Source organism: Rhodococcus sp. KRD197 (assembly GCF_017168235.1).
GTDB lineage: Bacteria > Actinomycetota > Actinomycetes > Mycobacteriales > Mycobacteriaceae > Rhodococcoides.
On the sequence record NZ_JABFAO010000001.1, the window covers coordinates 413,659 to 432,556 of the forward strand.

General features: G+C 64.9%; 21 protein-coding genes and 1 tRNA gene. 16 read left to right on the forward strand and 6 right to left on the reverse strand.

The genetic code is table 11. The annotated features are described in order from the left end of the window. The first annotated feature begins 85 nt into the window (after nt 1-85). From J1M86_RS01915 to J1M86_RS01940, 6 genes are all read left to right on the forward strand, one after another. Nucleotides 86-1,084, forward strand: coding sequence for a PhoH family protein (locus tag J1M86_RS01915; protein ID WP_230555720.1), 999 nt, complete (start codon nt 86-88; stop codon nt 1,082-1,084). Nucleotides 1,085-1,151: 67 nt separating this feature from the next. Next, nucleotides 1,152-1,694: an rRNA maturation RNase YbeY gene (gene ybeY, locus J1M86_RS01920; RefSeq protein ID WP_075840419.1), complete on the forward strand. Its 543-nt coding sequence runs from the start codon at nt 1,152-1,154 to the stop codon at nt 1,692-1,694. A 72-nt stretch (nt 1,695-1,766) separates the two neighbouring features. Beyond that, nucleotides 1,767-2,681, forward strand: a complete 915-nt coding sequence (era, locus tag J1M86_RS01925; protein ID WP_075840420.1) for a GTPase Era — start codon at nt 1,767-1,769, stop codon at nt 2,679-2,681. Nucleotides 2,682-2,738: 57 nt separating this feature from the next. After that, nucleotides 2,739-3,563 carry a DNA repair protein RecO gene (gene recO, locus J1M86_RS01930; protein WP_206508596.1) on the forward strand — a complete coding sequence of 275 codons (825 nt, stop codon included), beginning with the start codon at nt 2,739-2,741 and terminating at the stop codon, nt 3,561-3,563. Further along, the gene (locus J1M86_RS01935) at nt 3,520-4,338 is read left to right on the forward strand and encodes an isoprenyl transferase (protein ID WP_075840422.1); all 819 of its coding nucleotides are present in this window, start codon (nt 3,520-3,522) and stop codon (nt 4,336-4,338) included. The genes recO and J1M86_RS01935 overlap by 44 nt, the downstream gene beginning before the upstream one ends. After that, nucleotides 4,331-4,726 carry a hypothetical protein gene (locus J1M86_RS01940; RefSeq protein ID WP_075840423.1) on the forward strand — a complete coding sequence of 132 codons (396 nt, stop codon included), beginning with the start codon at nt 4,331-4,333 and terminating at the stop codon, nt 4,724-4,726. Before J1M86_RS01935 ends, J1M86_RS01940 begins: the two co-directional genes overlap by 8 nt. Before the next feature lie 16 nt (nt 4,727-4,742). Here the strand turns inward: J1M86_RS01940 and J1M86_RS01945 are convergent, their stop codons facing one another. Further along, nucleotides 4,743-5,180, reverse strand: a complete 438-nt coding sequence (locus J1M86_RS01945) for a Fur family transcriptional regulator (protein ID WP_206508597.1) — start codon at nt 5,178-5,180, stop codon at nt 4,743-4,745. Nucleotides 5,181-5,185: 5 nt separating this feature from the next. After that, complete coding sequence (locus tag J1M86_RS01950) at nt 5,186-5,530, reverse strand: metalloregulator ArsR/SmtB family transcription factor (protein ID WP_075840666.1); 345 nt, start codon at nt 5,528-5,530, stop codon at nt 5,186-5,188. Nucleotides 5,531-5,795: 265 nt separating this feature from the next. Here J1M86_RS01950 and J1M86_RS01955 point away from each other — a divergent pair, with 265 nt between their 5' ends. Then, entirely contained in the window at nt 5,796-7,181 is a 1,386-nt protein-coding gene (locus J1M86_RS01955; protein WP_075840425.1) for a glycine--tRNA ligase, read from the forward strand. Between the two features lie 66 nt (nt 7,182-7,247). On the opposite strand, the gene J1M86_RS26665 is transcribed toward J1M86_RS01955, so the two are convergent. After that, complete coding sequence (locus J1M86_RS26665) at nt 7,248-9,284, reverse strand: TPM domain-containing protein (protein ID WP_206508598.1); 2,037 nt, start codon at nt 9,282-9,284, stop codon at nt 7,248-7,250. Nucleotides 9,285-9,472: 188 nt separating this feature from the next. Between J1M86_RS26665 and J1M86_RS01965 the strand changes: the two genes are divergently transcribed. Genes J1M86_RS01965 through dnaG form a run of 3 tightly spaced genes read left to right on the forward strand, consistent with a single transcriptional unit; the run spans nt 9,473 to nt 13,458 of the window. Beyond that, nucleotides 9,473-10,192 (forward strand): YdcF family protein, encoded by a 720-nt coding sequence (locus J1M86_RS01965; protein ID WP_230555635.1) that lies wholly within the window; start codon nt 9,473-9,475, stop codon nt 10,190-10,192. 2 nt (nt 10,193-10,194) lie between these two features. Next, nucleotides 10,195-11,481 (forward strand): deoxyguanosinetriphosphate triphosphohydrolase, encoded by a 1,287-nt coding sequence (locus J1M86_RS01970; protein WP_206508599.1) that lies wholly within the window; start codon nt 10,195-10,197, stop codon nt 11,479-11,481. Nucleotides 11,482-11,526: 45 nt separating this feature from the next. Further along, nucleotides 11,527-13,458, forward strand: a complete 1,932-nt coding sequence (dnaG, locus tag J1M86_RS01975) for a DNA primase (RefSeq protein ID WP_206508600.1) — start codon at nt 11,527-11,529, stop codon at nt 13,456-13,458. Here dnaG and J1M86_RS01980 read toward each other — a convergent pair. Next, nucleotides 13,455-13,703: a hypothetical protein gene (locus tag J1M86_RS01980; protein WP_075840426.1), complete on the reverse strand. Its 249-nt coding sequence runs from the start codon at nt 13,701-13,703 to the stop codon at nt 13,455-13,457. The two genes, dnaG and J1M86_RS01980, sit on opposite strands and share 4 nt — an antisense overlap. Nucleotides 13,704-13,840: 137 nt before the next feature. Between J1M86_RS01980 and J1M86_RS01985 the strand changes: the two genes are divergently transcribed. The 5 genes from J1M86_RS01985 (at nt 13,841) to J1M86_RS02000 (ending at nt 15,774) form a co-directional block, all read left to right on the forward strand. Beyond that, a tRNA-Asn gene (locus J1M86_RS01985) sits at nt 13,841-13,913 on the forward strand. Between the two features lie 401 nt (nt 13,914-14,314). Then, nucleotides 14,315-14,617 carry a helix-turn-helix transcriptional regulator gene (locus J1M86_RS26965; protein ID WP_206508672.1) on the forward strand — a complete coding sequence of 101 codons (303 nt, stop codon included), beginning with the start codon at nt 14,315-14,317 and terminating at the stop codon, nt 14,615-14,617. Then, nucleotides 14,529-14,819: a hypothetical protein gene (locus J1M86_RS01995; protein WP_158050726.1), complete on the forward strand. Its 291-nt coding sequence runs from the start codon at nt 14,529-14,531 to the stop codon at nt 14,817-14,819. Before J1M86_RS26965 ends, J1M86_RS01995 begins: the two co-directional genes overlap by 89 nt. A gap of 112 nt (nt 14,820-14,931) precedes the next feature. Then, nucleotides 14,932-15,060 (forward strand): hypothetical protein, encoded by a 129-nt coding sequence (locus J1M86_RS26670; RefSeq protein WP_274611647.1) that lies wholly within the window; start codon nt 14,932-14,934, stop codon nt 15,058-15,060. 237 nt (nt 15,061-15,297) lie between these two features. After that, a complete protein-coding gene (locus J1M86_RS02000) occupies nt 15,298-15,774 on the forward strand; it encodes a hypothetical protein (protein ID WP_206508601.1) in 477 nt (158 codons plus the stop codon). A 479-nt stretch (nt 15,775-16,253) separates the two neighbouring features. Here the strand turns inward: J1M86_RS02000 and J1M86_RS02005 are convergent, their stop codons facing one another. Both J1M86_RS02005 and J1M86_RS02010 read right to left on the reverse strand, forming a co-directional pair. After that, on the reverse strand, nt 16,254-16,922 hold the full coding sequence (locus tag J1M86_RS02005; RefSeq protein WP_206508602.1) for a response regulator transcription factor: 669 nt from the start codon (nt 16,920-16,922) through the stop codon (nt 16,254-16,256). Beyond that, nucleotides 16,919-18,139 (reverse strand): sensor histidine kinase, encoded by a 1,221-nt coding sequence (locus J1M86_RS02010; RefSeq protein ID WP_206508603.1) that lies wholly within the window; start codon nt 18,137-18,139, stop codon nt 16,919-16,921. Before J1M86_RS02010 ends, J1M86_RS02005 begins: the two co-directional genes overlap by 4 nt. A 166-nt stretch (nt 18,140-18,305) precedes the next feature. On the opposite strand from J1M86_RS02010, the gene J1M86_RS02015 reads away from it, so the two are divergent. Further along, nucleotides 18,306-18,857: a hypothetical protein gene (locus J1M86_RS02015; protein WP_075840428.1), complete on the forward strand. Its 552-nt coding sequence runs from the start codon at nt 18,306-18,308 to the stop codon at nt 18,855-18,857. Nucleotides 18,858-18,898: the final 41 nt, after the last annotated feature.

The window sequence follows — 18,898 nt, forward strand, 5'->3', positions numbered from 1 at the left end:
AGAACTATCGACACCGAGAGCAGGCCATAGCCACCACGTGAGTGAACACAGCGAACTTCCCGCCGAACGTGAGGTTCGGTCCAGCATGGAACTGGCACCCGCGGCGGTTCTTCCGCTGCTGGGAGCCTCGGATGAAAATCTGCGCACGTTGGAGCAGGTACTGAGCGCCGACATTCATGTTCGCGGAAACGCCGTGACGTTGAGTGGCAAGGTGGCCGACGTTGCGCTGGCCGAGCGGGTCGTGTCCGAGCTCGCCGCCGTCGTCAAGCGTGCCCAGCCGCTGACACCCGATGCGGTTCGGCGCACTGTGGCAATGCTCACCGAGGGTGTGTCCGAGTCGCCGGCCGAGGTGCTGAGCCTGGACATTCTCTCGCGTCGCGGCAAGACCATTCGTCCGAAAACTCTGAACCAGAAGCGGTACGTCGACGCTATCGACACCAACACCATCGTGTTCGGGATCGGCCCCGCCGGTACCGGGAAGACCTACCTCGCCATGGCCAAGGCGGTTCAGGCGCTCCAGGCCAAACAGGTAAGCCGGATCATCCTGACGCGGCCCGCGGTGGAGGCGGGGGAGCGGCTGGGCTTCCTGCCCGGCACTCTGCACGAGAAGATCGATCCGTATCTCCGGCCGCTGCACGATGCGCTCCACGACATGATGGACGTCGAGGCCATTCCGAAGCTGATGCAGGCCGGTGTCATCGAGGTGGCACCGCTGGCGTACATGCGCGGCCGCACCCTCAACGATGCCTTCATCATCCTCGACGAAGCCCAGAACACCACTGCCGAACAGATGAAGATGTTCCTCACCAGGCTCGGATTCGGTTCGAAGATCGTGGTGACCGGTGACGTCACTCAGGTCGATCTTCCGGGCGGCTCGAGGTCCGGGCTGCGCGCTGCAAGCGAGATCCTCGACGATGTGGATGATATCCATTTCGCGCACTTGACCAGCAGTGACGTGGTGCGCCACCGGTTGGTATCGGAGATCGTCGATGCCTACGAGCGGTTCGAGTCCTCCCGAGAGACCGACGTGTCCGTCGGCAATCGCGCGCAGCGACGCTCCGGCCCGCGCTCGGCCCGTCGATAGAATTTCCGCCGAACAGTCAAGGGCGATCTGCCAAGCCGCGCAAGAACCGAGAGAGAACGAGCAACAGATGAGTATCGAGGTGTCCAACGAATCAGGGATGGACGTCTCCGAGTCGGAATTGGTGAGCGTAGCCAGATTCGCGATTGCGAGCATGGACGTGCACCCCGCGGCGGAGCTGTCGATGGTGCTGGTCGACTCCTCCACCATGGCCGATCTGCACATGCGATGGATGGATCTGCCGGGCCCGACAGACGTGATGTCGTTCCCGATGGACGAGCTCGAACCCGGAGGTCGACCGGACGCGCCGGAGCCTGGGCCAGCGATGCTCGGTGACATCGTGCTGTGTCCGTCGTTCGCGGCGGATCAAGCCGCCGCCGCCGGTCATCCGCTCGAACAGGAACTGGCGCTGCTGACCGTGCACGGTGTGCTGCACCTGCTCGGCTACGACCACGCCGAGCCGGACGAAGAGAAGGAAATGTTCGCCCTGCAGAATCGCATCCTCGAGGAGTGGTACGAGGAACTGCGCCGCGCCGAGGAAGCGGAGCTTCAGGCTGCGCGCGACAACCGTTTGCTCGGCAAGACAGGATTCGCCCGAGGCACCGACCTGTGACGCGTGAGCGCGCGGGCACATCGAAGACAACGATCCCGGCGCGGCGCGGCGGGAAGAGCTGGGAGGTACTCGGTGCCTGAATCGAGTGACGAGAACTTCAGATCCGGATTCATCTGCTTCGTGGGTCGACCGAACACCGGAAAGTCGACGCTGACCAATGCGCTGGTCGGAGCCAAGATCGCGATCACGTCCTCGCGGCCGCAGACGACACGGCACACCATCCGCGGCATCGTCCACCGCGAGAACGCGCAACTGATTCTCGTGGACACCCCGGGACTGCACCGCCCGAGGACGCTGCTCGGTCAGCGGCTCAACGACCTCGTCCAGGACACCTATTCCGAGGTCGACATCATCGGGTTGTGCATCCCAGCGGACGAGAAGATCGGCCCCGGGGATCGGTGGATTCTCGAGCAGGTGCGCCACATTGCCCCCAAGACCACGTTGATCGGCATCGTCACCAAGATCGACAAGGTCAAGAAGGAACGCGTGGTGCAGCAGCTCATGGCACTGTCGAAGCTTCTCGGGGACGACTGCCACGTCATTCCCGTATCCGCAGAATCCGGGGAGCAGGTGGAAAAGCTCGTCGATCTGTTTGCCTCCGAACTGCCACCCGGGCCTGCGTTCTACCCGGACGGCGAGCTCACCGACGAACCCGAAGAGATCCTGATGGCCGAGCTCATTCGCGAGGCCGCACTCGAAGGGGTGCGAGACGAACTCCCGCACTCGCTCGCCGTCGTCATCGAGGAAATCACCCCCCGCGAGGGCCACGACAACATGCTCGATGTGCACGCCATTCTGTACGTCGAACGGTCCAGCCAGAAGGCGATCATCATCGGCAAGGGAGGGTCCCGGCTCAAGGAAGTGGGTACCGCCTCACGACTGCAGATCGAGAAGCTGCTGGGCACCAGGATCTACCTCGACCTGCACGTCAAGATCGCCAAGGACTGGCAGACCGATCCCAAGCAGATGGGCAAGCTCGGTTTCTGACGTGCACGCCCGTGTGGTGGGCCGGTGCCGGGGCCACGACGTGGAAGACTGGACCGGGTGAGGCTCTACCGGGACAACGCAGTGGTGCTGCGCCAGCACAAGCTGGGCGAGGCCGATCGCATCGTCACGCTGTTGACCCGGGACAACGGCATCGTCCGCGCCGTCGCAAAAGGGGTACGCCGCACCAAATCGAAGTTCGGTGCTCGGCTCGAACCCTTCGCGCACATCGATGTTCTGCTCTATCCGGGGCGCAACCTCGACATCATCACTCAGGTGCACACGATCGATGCCTTCGGCGGCGACATCGTGACCGACTACGGCTGCTACACCACCGGGTGCGCCGTTCTCGAGACATCGGAACGGCTCGCGGGCGAGGAGCACGCGCCGGCCCGTCGCCTGCATCAACTGACGGTCGGTGCTCTGCGTGCACTGGGCGAGCGAACTCGACCTCCCGAACTGGTTCTCGACGCCTTCCTGCTGCGTGCGATGGGCTTTTCCGGCTGGGCGCCGGCACTGACCGAGTGCGCACGCTGCGCGGCACCCGGACCACACCGAGCGTTCCATGTCGCGGCGGGCGGATCGGTCTGTGTGCATTGCCGGCCGCCGGGTTCGGCCACGCCGATGGCAGGTGTTCTCGATCTGATGATCGCGCTCGAGCGTGGTGAGTGGGCGTTCACGGAGACGACATCGACGCTGGTGCGAAATCAGACGAGCGGCCTCGTCGCCGCTCATCTGCAGTGGCACCTCGAGCGACAACTCCGCACACTCCCGCTGATCGAGCGCGCCAAGCCGCACGAGGGCAAGCCTGCTTCCGTCCTCGAAGGCGTCGTCGGGCAGGATGAAGAACGTGATTCGACGACGCGAACCGCGCACCCAGCCTGAAGAAGGGGCGACCGTACGTCCTCCCGATCCACATCCGTCGGGTGCTCGTCCGCCGATCCTGCAACCGGAACTGATCCCGCGTCACGTCGCGTTGGTGATGGATGGCAACGGGCGCTGGGCTCAGGACCGTGGCCTGCCGCGCACGGCCGGGCACGAACGCGGCGAGGCGGTCCTCATGGACACCGTTTGCGGGTGCATCGACATCGGCGTGAAGTGGTTGTCCGCGTATGCCTTCTCTACCGAGAATTGGAAGCGCAGTCCCGATGAGGTCAAGTTCCTGATGGGCTTCAACAGGGATGTCATCCGTCGTCGTCGAGACGAAATGAACGAGATGGGCGTGCGTGTTCGGTGGGCGGGGCGTCGGCCGCGGTTGTGGCGCAGTGTCATCAAGGAGCTCGAGGTCGCCGAGGAGTTGACGAAGAAGAACACCGTCATGACCCTGACGATGTGTGTCAACTACGGTGGCCGCGCGGAAATCGCCGACGCGACCAAGGAAATCGCTCGTCTGGCAGCTGCCGGCAAGCTCGATCCGGAGAAGATCACCGAGGCGACCGTCGCGAAATATCTCGACGAGGCGGACATGCCCGATGTCGACCTGTTCCTGCGTCCGTCGGGGGAGCAGCGGACGTCGAACTTCCTACTGTGGCAATCGGCGTACGCGGAGTTCGTATTTCAGAAGAAGCTTTTTCCGGACTTCGACCGCCGGGACCTGTGGGAAGCATGCGTCGAATACGCCTCGCGAGACCGCAGATTCGGTGGAGTCAAGTATGAGTGAGCAGATGTCGTTGCAGTCTCGAGCAGAGGTCGCGCTGTCACAGTTCGCGACCGTCGCAGTGGGAGAAGAAGGTTCGCTCGGCTTCGACTACGCCGGCGCGCTGTGCTCGCTGCGATCGTTGGAACTTTCACCCGGTTTGGAAGTGCTGTCCCTGACGGCAGTGCTTGCCTGGGATCGCCCGCTCAAGGCGTCGTTGCACAAGAAGGTCGCCGACCGAAACGCAGAGTCCCAGTTCGGGTCCATCTCGATCAACGTGCACGAGAAGATGGCCGACGTGTTGCTGCGCTACATATTTCCTGCCAGCGGCTTGGACGACGAAGCTCTGATGACGATGCTGGTACTCGTCCTCGGCGGCGTGGAGAAAGCCCGCGAGAATCTGCTGCCCTGATCCGAGCGCGGCGGGCTCAGTCTGTCTTGCACTCGCTGCAGGTGCCGAAGATTTCGATGGTGTGGCTGACGTCGGTGAACTTGTTTTCCTCGGCGACGCTCTGTGACCACTGCTCGACCGTCGGGCCCTCGACCTCGACGGTGTAGCCGCAGTCTCGACACACCAGGTGATGGTGGTGGCCGGTCGAGCAACGCCGGTAGACGGACTCGCCGGTATCGATGCGTAGGACGTCGACGGTGCCTGCGTCGGCGAGGGTCTGCAGGGTGCGGTAGACGGTGGTCAGGCCGATGCCCTCACCACGTTTGCGCAACTCGTCGTGCAGATCCTGTGCGGAGCGGAACTCCTCGATGTCGTCGAGCAGATCGGAGATCGCGCTGCGCTGCTTGGTCGCACGAACGCCGACGGCGACGGGCTTGCGAGATCTGGTGGTTTCGGTCGACGACTTCTCGGGCACTGACTTCAGCCTTCCTCTGCGTGGGCGACCGCGTCGATGACGATGTGAGCGAGATGATCGTCGACGAGGCGGTACAGAACTTCCCGGCCGTTGCGCTCGCCCTGGACGACCCCCGCTGACTTGAGCACCCGAAGATGCTGGCTGATCAGCGGCTGGGTGACGCCGAGCGCGCCCACCAGCTCGTGCACGCAGCGTTCGGATTCGCGAAGCTGAAGCACTATCGCGATGCGAACCGGGGCAGCGAGCGCGCGCAGGATGTCACCGGCGGCGGTGAGAGTTTCCTTGGGCGGAACGGGAGCGGGCGGTGCCGACACGAACGGATCACGTGCGTGTTCGGAGTCGCTGGACAGGGTGTGACTGTCGTGAGTGTCCTCGCCGACAGGGGAAGGGTCTGTCTCCAAAATTGCCACAGAGTTCTCCTTCGATTCGGCGCTCGGTGCCTGCCCCACAGTAGTCCAGCGACTGTTAATGCAAACCACTTCCATTTTGATATGCATGGCTGTGCATGTCAACCGAGCGGAGGGTGTTCGGAGAAACGGGCCGCGCCCGATAGGCTACCGGTGGCATCTGCCCGCACCTGTCCTCGAACAAAACACCAGATGGAGAGCTCCGCCAGTGGCACCCAAGTCCAAAGTCGAAACCGTCGCCAACCTCGCCAAGCGTCGAGGGCTCGTGTACCCCTGCGGCGAGATCTACGGCGGTACCAAGTCGGCCTGGGACTACGGCCCGCTGGGCGTCGAACTCAAGGAGAACATCAAGAAGCAGTGGTGGCGCAACATGGTCACCACCCGCGAGGACACCGTCGGACTCGACTCCTCGGTCATCCTCCCGCGCCAGGTGTGGGAGGCCTCGGGCCACGTCGAAACCTTCAGTGACCCGCTCGTCGAATCGCTCATCACGCACAAGCGCTACCGCGCCGATCACCTCATCGAGGCGTACGAGGAAAAGCACGGTCGCCCGCCCGAGAACGGCCTGGCCGATATCCGCGATCCCGAAACCGGTGATCCGGGCCAGTGGACCGAGCCCCGCGCTTTCTCCGGGCTGCTCAAGACCTTCCTCGGACCGGTGGACAACGAGGAGGGCCTGCATTACCTGCGGCCCGAGACAGCGCAGGGCATCTTCGTCAACTTCGCCAACGTCCTGACCACCTCGCGCAAGAAGCCGCCGTTCGGCATCGGTCAGATCGGCAAGAGCTTCCGCAACGAGATCACCCCCGGAAACTTCATCTTCCGCACCCGTGAGTTCGAGCAGATGGAGATGGAATTCTTCGTCAAGCCCGGCGAGGACGACGAGTGGCACCAGTACTGGATCGACTACCGGATGAAGTGGTACACCGATCTCGGTATCGATCCCGAGAACCTGCGGCTCTACGAGCACGCGCCGGAGAAGCTCTCGCACTACTCCAAGCGGACCGTCGACATCGAATACCGCTTCCGGTTCCAGGGCAGCGAGTGGGGCGAGCTCGAAGGCGTCGCCAACCGCACCGATTACGACCTCACGGTGCACTCCAAGGCGTCGGGCCAGGACCTGAGCTACTACGAGCAGGCCACCGACACCCGCTACACCCCGTATGTCATCGAGCCCGCTGCCGGTCTCACGCGCTCGCTCATGGCGTTCCTCGTCGACGCGTACACCGAGGACGAGGCACCGAATGCCAAGGGTGGCGTGGACAAGCGCGTCGTACTCAAGCTGGACCGTCGACTTGCGCCGGTGAAGGTGGCCGTGCTGCCACTCTCGCGCAACGCCGATCTGACACCGAAGGCCAAGGATCTCGCGCAGCAGCTGCGGCAGTACTGGAACGTCGAATTCGACGACGCCGGAGCCATCGGCCGCCGATACCGTCGCCAGGACGAGATCGGCACCCCGTTCTGCATCACGGTCGACTTCGACACCCTCGACGACCAGGCCGTCACGATCCGTGAGCGCGACAGCATGGCGCAGGAGCGCGTCGCGCTCGATCAGGTCGAGGGTTACCTCGCGACCAGGCTGCTCGGCGCCTGACCTTCACACCTGCCCGTGTGTGCATGGTTACCGCCGAACGTAACCATGCACACACGGGGCAGTGGGTCAGAACCGGCCCCCTCCGCCTCCGAAACCTCCGCCTCCGCCGAATCCTCCGCCGCCGCCACCGAAGCCGCCGCTGAATCCTCCGCCACCGAAGCCGCCACCGCTGCTGCCGCCGCCGCGGAGGACGCTGTTGATGAGGATTCCACCGAGCACGGCCCCCGCGATGTTCCCGCCGCCACTGCCGCCGCGCGGGCGGTGACGGTCCTCCCAATCTCGGACGTCGGCCTGGGCGAGCTGCGTTGCACGCGTGGCCAGCTGCGCCGCCGCGTGGGCATGCTTGAGCGCCTCGTCGGAGTTCTCGTCCTCGAGCTGCAGCGCAGCCGCGAGATGACGCTCGGCCTCGGCGAGACGCGTTCGAGCCTGCGCCCCCACTCCGCCGCGTCGCGTCGAAATGTAGTCCGCGGCTGCGGTGATCTGAGCCTGAGCCGCAGCGATGTCACGGGCCAGGCGTGCAAGCAACCGGTCCTCCGCGACTTTGTCTGCGGAGGCGTCGGCCATGACCCGCTCGAGTTCCGCATCCGCGGCGGCGAGCTCGTTGTAGCTGCCGAGAGGGTCGGATTTCTGTGCCGCTTCGGCGTTCTTCATTGCTGCTATGGCGGCGTTCTTGGCGGCTTCGAGTTCGGCGCCGCCGTGCTCGGCGAGGGAACGCGCCTCCTCGATGTCGCGGCGCACGTCCGCGATCGCCTCGGGGAGGGTGGCGATCGCGTGCCGGATGTCGTCGCGTGCATGATCGACTCCATCCAGCAGCGCCTTCGCCTGCTCGACGGCTCGTTCCGCGGTGCGGATCGTCGCGACGGCCGGGCCCTGCTTACCTGGAGGGAGGGCGGCGGCCTTGCGTCCGGCCGCGATGTTCTCCTCGGCAAGTTCCAGGCTTTCACGTGCCATGGAAACGTTCTCCGCGATCGAATGAAGCACAGCTGCCGCGAACTCGGACTCCAGCTCGGTGAGCGTGTCCGCGGACTGAGGAATACGCACGTTGAGTTCCACGACGGCCCTGGTCAGCTCGTCGAGGTGTGCATCGGCGTTGACGACCAGATCTCGCAGGCTCTCGAATTCTTCGACGCGCGAATCGAGTTCGCGGTCTGCCTGTCCACACGAGGTGATGATCTCGATGAGCATTGCGCGCTGCTGATCAGGAGTCTCCGGGATCGCGTCGTCGAGACGCTGCCGAATCTCGAAGGCCGATGCCAGCGCCTTCTTGGCGTTGTCGTACGCCGTGATGAACGGTGCAGCCGCGGAATCGCCGAACTCGTCTCGCGCGAGCGTGAGCTCCTCGGCGCTGGCACGCACCGCATTGTCGGTCTCGACGAGTATCTCCTTGGCGCGGGTATCGAGTACGTCGTTGGGGAAGCTGGCCAGTGCCACCGGATCGCTCGGGTCGATCTTGGCCACCGCGTCGACCTCTGCGGCGATACGTGCTTTCTTTCGCCTGGAGGAGTAGAGAACGGCACCGCCGCCGGCCACTGCGAGCGCACCGACTCCGATCAACAGAGGAGCCGAGGAACCGCCACCGCTGGAGGAGTAGGCCTCTTCGAGGGCGACGGCAGCGGCGATGGCTGCGCCGGACCAATCCTCCTCGCGCAGAGCGGGTTCGACGTCGTTGACTCGAATGTTCTCCTGCTCGCTCGCGGAGACCTGGGACAGTGAGGTGTTGACGCCGAGGTAGTACGCCCGATCCACCGTCGCCACCGCGAGGAGCACGTCGCGAGGCCCGAAGTCACTCGCCCCGGCAGTGCTCTCTGCCCACTGCTCGGAGGACATCCCGTCGAAGTCGGCAACATAGGTCACCCACAACCGAAGCTGGCTGCTGTCGTACAGGTCGTCGATCGACGCTTCGACGTCCGCGCGGCCACCCGCGTCGAGGGCCTGCACGGTGTCGGTGATCTCCGTTGCCAAGCGAGACGGTGGCTCGGCCGACGCCGTTCCCGCAGCACCCAGGAGCACTGCGAACCCGAGTAGCGAGCCGAGAGCGATCGATGCCAGAAGGCGCCGAAACGGGGGGTGAATGGATCCGGGCTGTGCGTGTTCGACTGCCATGAATACTGAATCTACCGGCAGGCAGGGTGCGGCGATGTGTCCTGACTGCACACAAGTCGCGTCCTGGGGTCACAAGCAGCCCTGTCGAGGCAACTTGTGTGCAACCACGCACAGCTCTCGGACGGCGCAGATCCGCGCTCGAGCGCGCCCCAATGCCCGCCGTCGCGCGCGGCTGGCAAACTTGGGGGGTGAACTCGACTCTCGACCGCGATCCCTACGGCGACCCATACGGGGAGGCCCATGGGGACACCGAGCACGAGCCGGAGCGGCTCGGCTTCTTCGGCACGCTCGGTCGATGGACCGTCCGTCTCGTCGCGGGGGTCGTGCTGATGGCGCTGATCGTCGTGGGCGGCACAGCAGTTCGGGTGTGGCAGGTGGCGCGCATCGACGACTATTCCCCGGCCGATGCCATCGTCGTCCTCGGCGCGGCGCAGTACTCGGGGACACCCTCGACGGTCTTCGAGGCAAGGCTGTCGCAGGCTGCCTCGCTGTACGAGCAGGGGGTTGCCCCCGAGGTGGTCACGGTGGGCGGCAAGCAGGAAGGTGACCTGTACACCGAGGCGGCATCCGGGCGGAACTATCTGATCGAGCAGGGCGTGCCGGCCGAGGACATCGTCGCTGTCGAGCAAGGTTCGGACACCTTGGAGAGCATCGAGGCGGTGAGCGAGTTGCTTCTCGCACGCGGGCTGTCCTCGGTGGTTCTGGTGAGCGACCCATGGCATTCGCTGCGCACGCGAACGATGGCGCGAGATGCCGGGCTCGATGCGTGGACGGCGCCGACTCGAACCGGGCCCGCGGTCTACACCCGTGAATCTCAGGCGCACGGAATAGCCCGTGAGACCGGTGCACTGCTCTGGTACCAGCTGACACACTTCACCGCGGACTTCGCGTACACGGCAGGTCAGTGACCATGAGCGACTACACCGAACACGATGTCGAGCGATTCGTTCTCGAACCGTCCAAGACAGCCGGAATCAACAGCGTGCGAGAGAACGGTGGCCGGGAGAACGCCTCGCACCGCAGCGCCTTCGCCCGCGATCGCGCGCGCGTTCTGCACAGCGCCGCGCTGCGCAGACTTGCCGACAAGACCCAGGTCACCGGGCCGCGCGACGGGGACACTCCACGGACGCGGTTGACGCATTCGCTCGAGGTGGCGCAGATCGGCCGAAGTATCGGTGAGGGCATCGGCTCCGATCCAGACCTCGTCGATCTCGCCGGGCTCGCCCACGACATCGGGCATCCCCCGTACGGGCACAACGGCGAACGGGCGCTCGACGAGGTTGCCGCCGACTGCGGTGGTTTCGAGGGAAACGCGCAGAACCTGCGCATCCTGACCGGCCTGGAACCGAAGATTCTCGACGGGGACGGCCGCAGTGTGGGGCTCAACCTGACCCGGGCTTCCCTCGACGCCGCGACGAAGTATCCGTGGCTGCGGCCGGCGCCCGGGGCTAAGTTCGGCGCGTACGACGACGATGCGCCCTTCCTCGAGTGGGTTCGCGACGGCGCCCCCGACCGTCGTAGATGCTTGGAAGCGCAATCGATGGACTGGGCCGACGACGTGGCCTATTCCGTTCACGACGTGGAAGACGGTGTCATCGACGCACGGATCGATCTTCGGGCGTTGGGCGATCCGGCCGATCAGCGCGAACTCGCCGAGCTGGGTGTCCGGGAATTTCGGGACCTCGATGCCAACGAACTCATCGAGGCAGCAACCCGCCTGTCCCTCATGCCCGTGGTCAAGGCCGTAGGACAATTCGACGGCACGTTGGAAGCCTCGGTGGCGCTCAAACACCTGACGAGTGAGCTGGTCGGAAGATTCGCGACCGCTGCCATCGACGCCACCCGGGGCAAGTGGGGAACGGATCCGCTGGCCAGGTACGACGCTGATCTGGTGATTCCGCCGATCGTGGGCTCGGAGGTGGCGTTGCTCAAGACGATGGCGCTGCGGTACGTGATGTCCGATGCCGGACACAAGATTCGTCAGGAACGGCAACGGGACCGCATTCACCGGGTTGCGCAGTGGCTGCAGCGCTCGGCACCGGGGGAGCTGGACCCCGTGTTCGTGCCCGCTTTCACTCGCGCCGGCAGCGACTCCGAACGCACCCGGGTGGTGGTCGATCAGATCGCCTCGTACACCGAGAGCAGGCTCGAACTGATCGACAAGCGCAGCCTGGGAGCTCAAGCCAGCTGGGGCTGATCGACACTTCCGGTTCCACTCCTGAGAAGGACTAGACTCCCCCGTGTGGCCGGCCGGATTCCTGAACGTGACATAGCCGCCATTCGTGAACGCACACGGATCGAAGACGTGGTGGGCGATTACGTCTCGCTCAAGCGCGCGGGCGGCGACTCGATGAAGGGCCTGTGCCCGTTTCACGACGAGAAGTCGCCGTCGTTCCATGTGCGTCCCAACCATGGGCATTTCCACTGCTTCGGCTGCGGCGAGGGCGGTGATGCCTACTCGTTCCTGCAGAAGATCGAACACATCTCCTTCGTCGAGGCCGTCGAGCAACTCGCGGACAGGCTGAACTACTCGATCACCTACGAGGGCGGAGGGCCATCGGTCCAACGTGATCGAGGGACGCGAGCGAGGTTGATCGCCGCGAACGCGGCAGCGCAGGAGTTCTACGCGGGCAGGCTCAGCGGTCCCGACGCCCAAGCCGCGCGGGACTATCTCACCGAACGTAACTTCGACGGCCAAGCCGCGCTCGCCTATGGCTGCGGATACGCGCCCGACGGCTGGGACACCCTGACCAAGCACCTGCTGGGGCGCGGGTTCGAATCGAAGGAGATCGTCGACGCCGGGCTCGCCAGTCCCGGCAAGCGCGGCACCCCCATCGATCGGTTCCGTCGCAGGCTCGTGTGGCCGATCCGAAGCCAGAGCGGCGACGTCATCGGCTTCGGCGCGCGCAAACTGTTCGACGACGACACCATGCCCGGCAAGTACATCAACACGCCGGAAACCATGCTGTACAAGAAGTCTCAGGTGCTGTTCGGTCTCGACATGGCGCGCAAGGACATCGCGAAATCGCATCAGGCCGTCATCGTCGAGGGGTACACCGACGTGATGGCGATGCACCTGTCCGGTGTCAAGACGGCTGTGGCTTCGTGTGGTACTGCCTTCGGCGAGGACCACCTGGCCATGCTGAGACGATTGATGATGGACGACAGTTACTTTCGCGGTGAAGTGATCTACACCTTCGACGGCGATGCCGCCGGTCAGGCCGCGGCGATGAAGGCGTTCGAGGGCGATCAGAAGATCGCCGGGCAAACCTTCGTGGCCATTGCGCCCGAGGGTATGGACCCGTGCGAGCTGCGTCAGAAATCCGGTGATGCTTCCGTGCGCGATCTGGTGGCGCGGCGCACCCCGATGTTTGCCTTCGTCGTCAAATCGCTGCTGAGCGAACATGATCTGGACACACCCGAGGGGCGCGTCGAGGCGCTCCGTCGAACGGTCCCGGTGGTCGCACGCATCAAGGACACCTCCCTGCGCGACGAGTACGCTCGCCAACTTGCCGGTTGGACCGGTTGGGACGACACCGCGATGGTATTGGCCCGGGTGCGCGACGAGGCCAAGAAGAATGCCCGCGGGGGCGGCGAGACGAAGGGTAAGCGGGTGCCCTTCGAGAAGCGTCAGGCACCGAGCACCGAGGTGCCCGCTGGTCCGCCCCGGCCGCACCCGAAGGACCCGGCGCTCTGGCCGCAGCGGGAGGCGCTCAAGTCCGCGCTGCAGAATCCGGCGATCGCGGGGTCGGTGTTCGATTCGTTGCCACCGGAGACGTTCACTCATGCCGCGTACGCGGCGGTCAGTGCAGCTGTCATCGCTGCCGGCGGTACCGCTGCCGGTCTCGGCGGAGGTGAGTGGGTCGATGCCGTCGCTAGGAAGGCTCAGACGCCGGTGGTGAAGTCTCTGGTGATGGAACTGGCCGTCGAGCACATTCCGGTGTCGGAGATCGCTCTCACGCGCTACATCGGCGGCGTTCTCGCGCGTCTGCAGGAGGTGTGGGTGGGGGAGCAGGTGGCCGAGCTCAAGTCGAAGATGCAGCGCATGTCGCCGCAGGAGAACCCGGACGAGTACTACGCGCTGCTCGGCGATGTCATCGCCCTCGAACAGTATCGACGCAGCCTGCTCGAGCAGGCCATCGGCAACGTCGAGGACGACTCCGCCGCAGGCTAACGCCTCCGGAGTTGATCCTGAGGGATGTACAACTGGGTCTCGTCGTCGATGGGCTTCATCGGTTCGAGTCGCGGCTGCGTGTTCAAAGAATCAGAGAGCTTCTGCCTGCTCACCTCGATAATTTTCTTCGTCGCAGGGCTACTTGCGACCACCGCAGCAGTCTTGCGGATCTGCTCGTAGCGCCCACGGCCTGCTTTGGCTCCGAGAACGTACGCGGCCCCGGCCGCCAGAACCAAACGAATCATCAAAGTCCTCCTGAATACACATCACGGCGTACCTCCATCCTGCCTGACTCGTCCCGACCAGGGCGATTTGGTACTCCCATGGGTGTGTGCGCTATTGTTTCTCACGGCCCGCACGAGAGTGCGGAGCCGCTAGGTAATCCCCTGTAGCTCAATTGGCAGAGCTTCCGACTGTTAATCGGACGGTTGCTGGTTCGAGTCCAGCCGGGGGAGCGCTGATAGGCCCTCTGACCTGCGATCATATCGCGCGGTTGGAGGGTCTTTCTGCGTTTCGAGGCCGGGTTGTTGCGGGTTGTCACAAGTTGTCACGACGTCTTGATGCTTTCTGTCACGCCGGTGGGTTTGCATGGGACCACCGACGTTCGGACCGTAGTTCCTGCTAGTCGGACGGTCGAAGTTCACGAACGTATTCGGGACAGACGTCCGGCGGTGTCGTTGGTACATCTCTCTAGGCGCAGACTGGTTGTTCGACTGTGGTCTCGGGATCGATGCCGGACATCTGCTGGTGCGCCACCTCCGGAACCCCTCTTCAGGCGGGACACCGCTCGCGTGGGGAGTATCCAATTGGATACATGGCACGGGAGGTGTGAGCTTGTGGCTGGGCATGTGCACTTATCGAGTGGGCGCGTCGTGCTGTTGGTCTGACGCAAGGTGAGCTTGCGCGGCGGGCACATATGTCGCGTCCATCGTCGTCTGCGTACGAGAACGGCCGGAAGGCACCATCATTGGAGACTCTCGAGCAATTGCTGGGGGAGGCGGGCTTCGACGTCGAGGCTGTTCCTCGTGTCGCGTTCGTGGATGTGCCGGGCTCGTGGTCGGGTGCACCGCGTGCCGACGTCGATGCAGCGGTTGCCGCTTGCAGAGGAACTGGCGTCGGTGGTGTTGGCGTTGGTCTTGAACTGGTCCGCGCCGGGTAAGGAGTTCCGGTTGTCGGACCGGGTAGAGCGGGCCAGGTTGCCCGCGTGGAGCGAGATCTCGAAGTCGCTGGCGTCCCTTGGTTGCGCCGTAGACCTCCGCGCAGCGGTCGCGGAGCCACTGCAGAAGCTTGGTCTCGTCGACGTTCACACCTCCGACCGCGGCGGCGCGTACGTACGCGGCGATGTCGGTGTCGGAACTTGATTTGATGGCAGTGTGCATGGCGACGCTGCCCGACCCGCGCATCTTCACGAGATCGTAGTCGGGGTGGTCTGCAATGAAGTTCTCGAGACGATTGTGCAGGTGCGTGACTTGAGTGCGCCGTAACTTCGCCGTCTCGGAGGGGACGTTGACCTTGTTGACCGCGAACGTGGCCAGGTCGGCATGGTGCAATACCGGCGGTAGCGGCTACCTCGGGGCGATCAATCTTCGCGTCACCGCCTAGATTCCGCGACAAGGCTGTGACACCCTGCTGATCAGCTGTCGGCCGATCTGCGGAGTGCGCTGGTGCCGGGGAATGCTTTGTGTGACTGCGTATTCCGGTCACCCAGCACTTGATCTCGGAAAGTGGAGATGAATGATAACGAGTGTGCTACGTTTGCCCAGCCAAGCGGTGCGAGACCGAATTCCGACGCGGAATGGTCGCGACTTCGGCTGTTCTGATAATCGTGGGGAGCCCGACATGAATCGACGGACGCGGACACTGGTTTCCGCCCTGGCGGCGATCGCGATCGGCGTCGTCGCCGCGGGGTGTGGCAGCGACAGTTCGTCGTCGGACACGTCCACGGCGACGACCGGAGCGGTGAGCGCTGAGACCGCCTCTCCGACCTCCGACGATGACACCGCGTCGCCCAGTGGTTCCGCGGATGACGACAACTCGGGTGCCGACACCTTCGGCGGCCTTCCGGTCTACGAGCCGTCCAACCAGGTCAGCAAGGCGCCGGGTTCGCTCGTTCTCACCTCGCCGGACTCGGTGGAGAAGGTGGGGCAGTTCTACACGGATGCGGTCGAGGACGGTGGTTGGGACATCGTGTCGGAGACGGTGTCTCGGTTCGCGGCCAGCATCACCGTCACGAAGGACGGCAGCGGAGCATCCATCAGCGTGGCACCCGGGCCCGAGGGGTCAGTGATCTCGATCAGTAGCTACCCCTCGCCATGACGCCGTGGGGCCTAGGAGGACCCTCGCGCTGATGGCCGCGATCAGTGCGGACCCGCGACCCTAAGAGACCAGCGGGCTGACAGAGCACTTGACGCGACGTCGAAACCTGCTCTCAGGAAACGGTATTCGCAGTTCGTCCGGAAGTGTGGGTGTCACTTCTGAATAGGTGGTACGCGCGCAGCATTTCTGCCGGACCCGGGTATCACAACCTCAAAGCCCACCCGGCAGTGCCGATGCAGTGGTGAGGTTGAGGAGTATCCATGGCGTGTCCTACGTCGATGAGCGGTCCAGATGGGCGTCTGATGCTGGAGATCGATAGTGCCCCTTGGATGCACCGAGATAGTTCTCATGTGACTGTTGAGCGGACGGTTGCCGGTTCGAGTCCAGCCGGGGGAGCACTGGTGTCCAGGTCGCGGTGCCCGCTGGTCGAACCGCTCGCACGGCCGCACTGCTTCGACGTCGTCTGGCCCGGGACCCGGTCAGTGGCGCAACTCTCGGGTGACGATGGCAGCTTGCACCCGGGACTGCACGTCGAGTTTCGTCAGGATGTGCGACACGTGTGTCTTGACCGTGGTCTGGCTGATGAACAGCGTCCGCGCGATATCTGCGTTCGACTGTCCGTCACCGATGCACTCGAGCACCTCGCGTTCTCGGTCGGTGAGCAGGTGCAGGGCGGCATGCCCCGCCACCGCGCACTCTGACACGCCGACCTCGGAGCCGCCGACCCCTGATGCAGTAGAGCGCGCGATCACCCGTCGGGTGACCTCTGGTGCGAGCACCGCGTCCCCGCGCGCCACAGCACGGATAGCGTCGACGATCGCGTCGCTCTCGGCCGTCTTCAGCAGGTAGCCATCCGCGCCGGCGCGCAGCGCGTCGAAGATGTTGTCGTCGAGGTCGAACGCGGTCAGGACGAGTACTCGGGCAGCACCCGCGCGGGTGATCGTTGCCGTCGCCGCGATACCGTCGGTGCCGGGCATGCGGATGTCCATGAGCACGACGTCGGGCTGCAGTTTTCGGACCGCCGCGACAGCCTCGTCACCGTCGACGGCCTCACCGATTACCTCGATGTCGTCCACCTGACCGATCAGGAGACCCAGCCCGGCGCGGATCGCGGCGTGGTCGTCGGCAATGACCACTCGTATCGTCATCGCTTCGGCCCCGGTTGCGCCACACCTGCAACACGTGCCATCGGGAGCACCGCGGTGACCAGCCATTCGTCGCCATCGGCTGCAGCCGTGCAGTGCCCACCCACCGATTCCGCCCGGATGGCCATGTTGACCAGACCGTGAGGAGTGTGCTGCCGGGACGGCGATTCGCGGCGTGCGCTGCCGAGCGGATTGCGCACGGTCAGCACCACCGCTGAGTCGTTGACATCGACACCGATCAGAACAGGTTGCGCCGGTGCGTGATTGGTTGCGTTGGTCAGCGCTTCAGCGAGAATGCGGTAGGTGCAGACATCCACCGCCCGTGGCAGATCGGAAATCTCGGCCGGGGTCACCGTGACCGGCGATCCGGCGGTGCGGGCGGTGGTCAGCAAACGGTCGATTCGCCGCATGGATGCGGTTCGGTGGGTGTCGGCATCGCGCTCCTCGGACGTCGCACCGCCCAGGACCTCGATCATCGTTCGCATCTCGCCGAGCGCGGCAACACTGTTGGCCCGCACCGAGGCGAGCACGTCTGCGGTGACAGAGGAGTCGGGGCCGGCGCGCAAGGCCGCTGCAGACTGCAGTGCGATGCCGGAGAGGTGGCCCGCGACTATGTCGTGGAGATCGCGTGCGAACCGCCTCCGCTCGGCCCCGATCGCATCGATGCGTTCACGGGCGGCGAGTTCGGCGACCGCCCGGGACCGTGCGCGCTCACTCTCGGCGGCGAGTCGGTGTTCGGCGATAGCCCGGCCATACCCGATCGGCGCCGCCACGATCGCGAGCAGCCACAGTGCTACGAGCAGAACCAGACGCCAACCGCCGTCGAGCGCGAGTACCGCCGCCACCACGAGCACCGAGGCCGCGGCAACCGTCACGTACATTGCATGGACCACCCGCCGCTGCGCGTAGAGGGCGACCGCGTAGACGACGTCGGACAGCACCAGCCACACCGACAACGATTGCGCCACCACCATATCGACGCCGACCACGACCAGGCAGAGCGCGAACGCCGTACCCGGTCTGGCCGACCGCCACGACTGGATCACGCACGCGGCGGTCAGGGTCACCAGGGCCGTCCACTGTGGGAGGTCGACGATGTCGTGCACGTCGGACCCGATCAGCGGCAGGTCGGCGACATACAGCACGATCCCCAGCACGAAGAAGGCGACGGCGATCAGTACGTCACGCAGGCGCGGCCTGTCTCGCACGTTCGCCCACATGGGTACGGCCTCCTTCCGGTCGTGTCCGTTCCCGGCCATCCCATCACGCTCCGCGCTCACTTCGCACGACCCTGATAGGGAAGTCGTCCGAAATGATGAGGCCTGACCGCTATCTCGATCGAGCGGCCGACGCGCGCCGGGTCGGTGCGCGAGCAGTCTGGTGCGTATGGATTCCCCCGTGCTCCTCGTCATCGTCGGTTGTGAGGTCGGCTTCTGGCTCATCGTGGCCGCCGGCCTCGCCGTCCGCTACGCGCTGCGTGCTCGGCGCGCGTCGACGTTCATTCTGCGTCTGGTGCCGGTCGTCGATCTGATCCTGCTCGGCGCGGTGGCCCTCGATCTGCACTCCGGCGCCTCGGTCGAGCAGATCCATCGCATCGCTGGCGTCTATCTCGGCGTGACGGTTGCATTCGGGCACGCGATGATCCGGTGGGCCGATATCCGCTGCGCGCATTGGTTCGCGGGCGGGCCACCGCCTCCCGAGCGGCCGAAGAAGGGTCCGGAGGCCTTCCGGATCGAGATCGTTTCGTTCGGCCGGTGGGTGCTCGCCGCTGCTGTCACCACGGCGTGCACCCTGCTGCTGGCGGTCACGGTCGCCGACGCGACGCAAACCAATGACCTGTTCGGCGTCTTCCCGATGATCGGCATCATCACCGTCATCTGGCTGCTGACCGGCCCGGCGTGGGCGGCACTCGACCCGGGTGCGACGAAACGGTCCTGAAGAATCCTCTCGCACAACAACTCACCTCGCCCAGGGCGCGA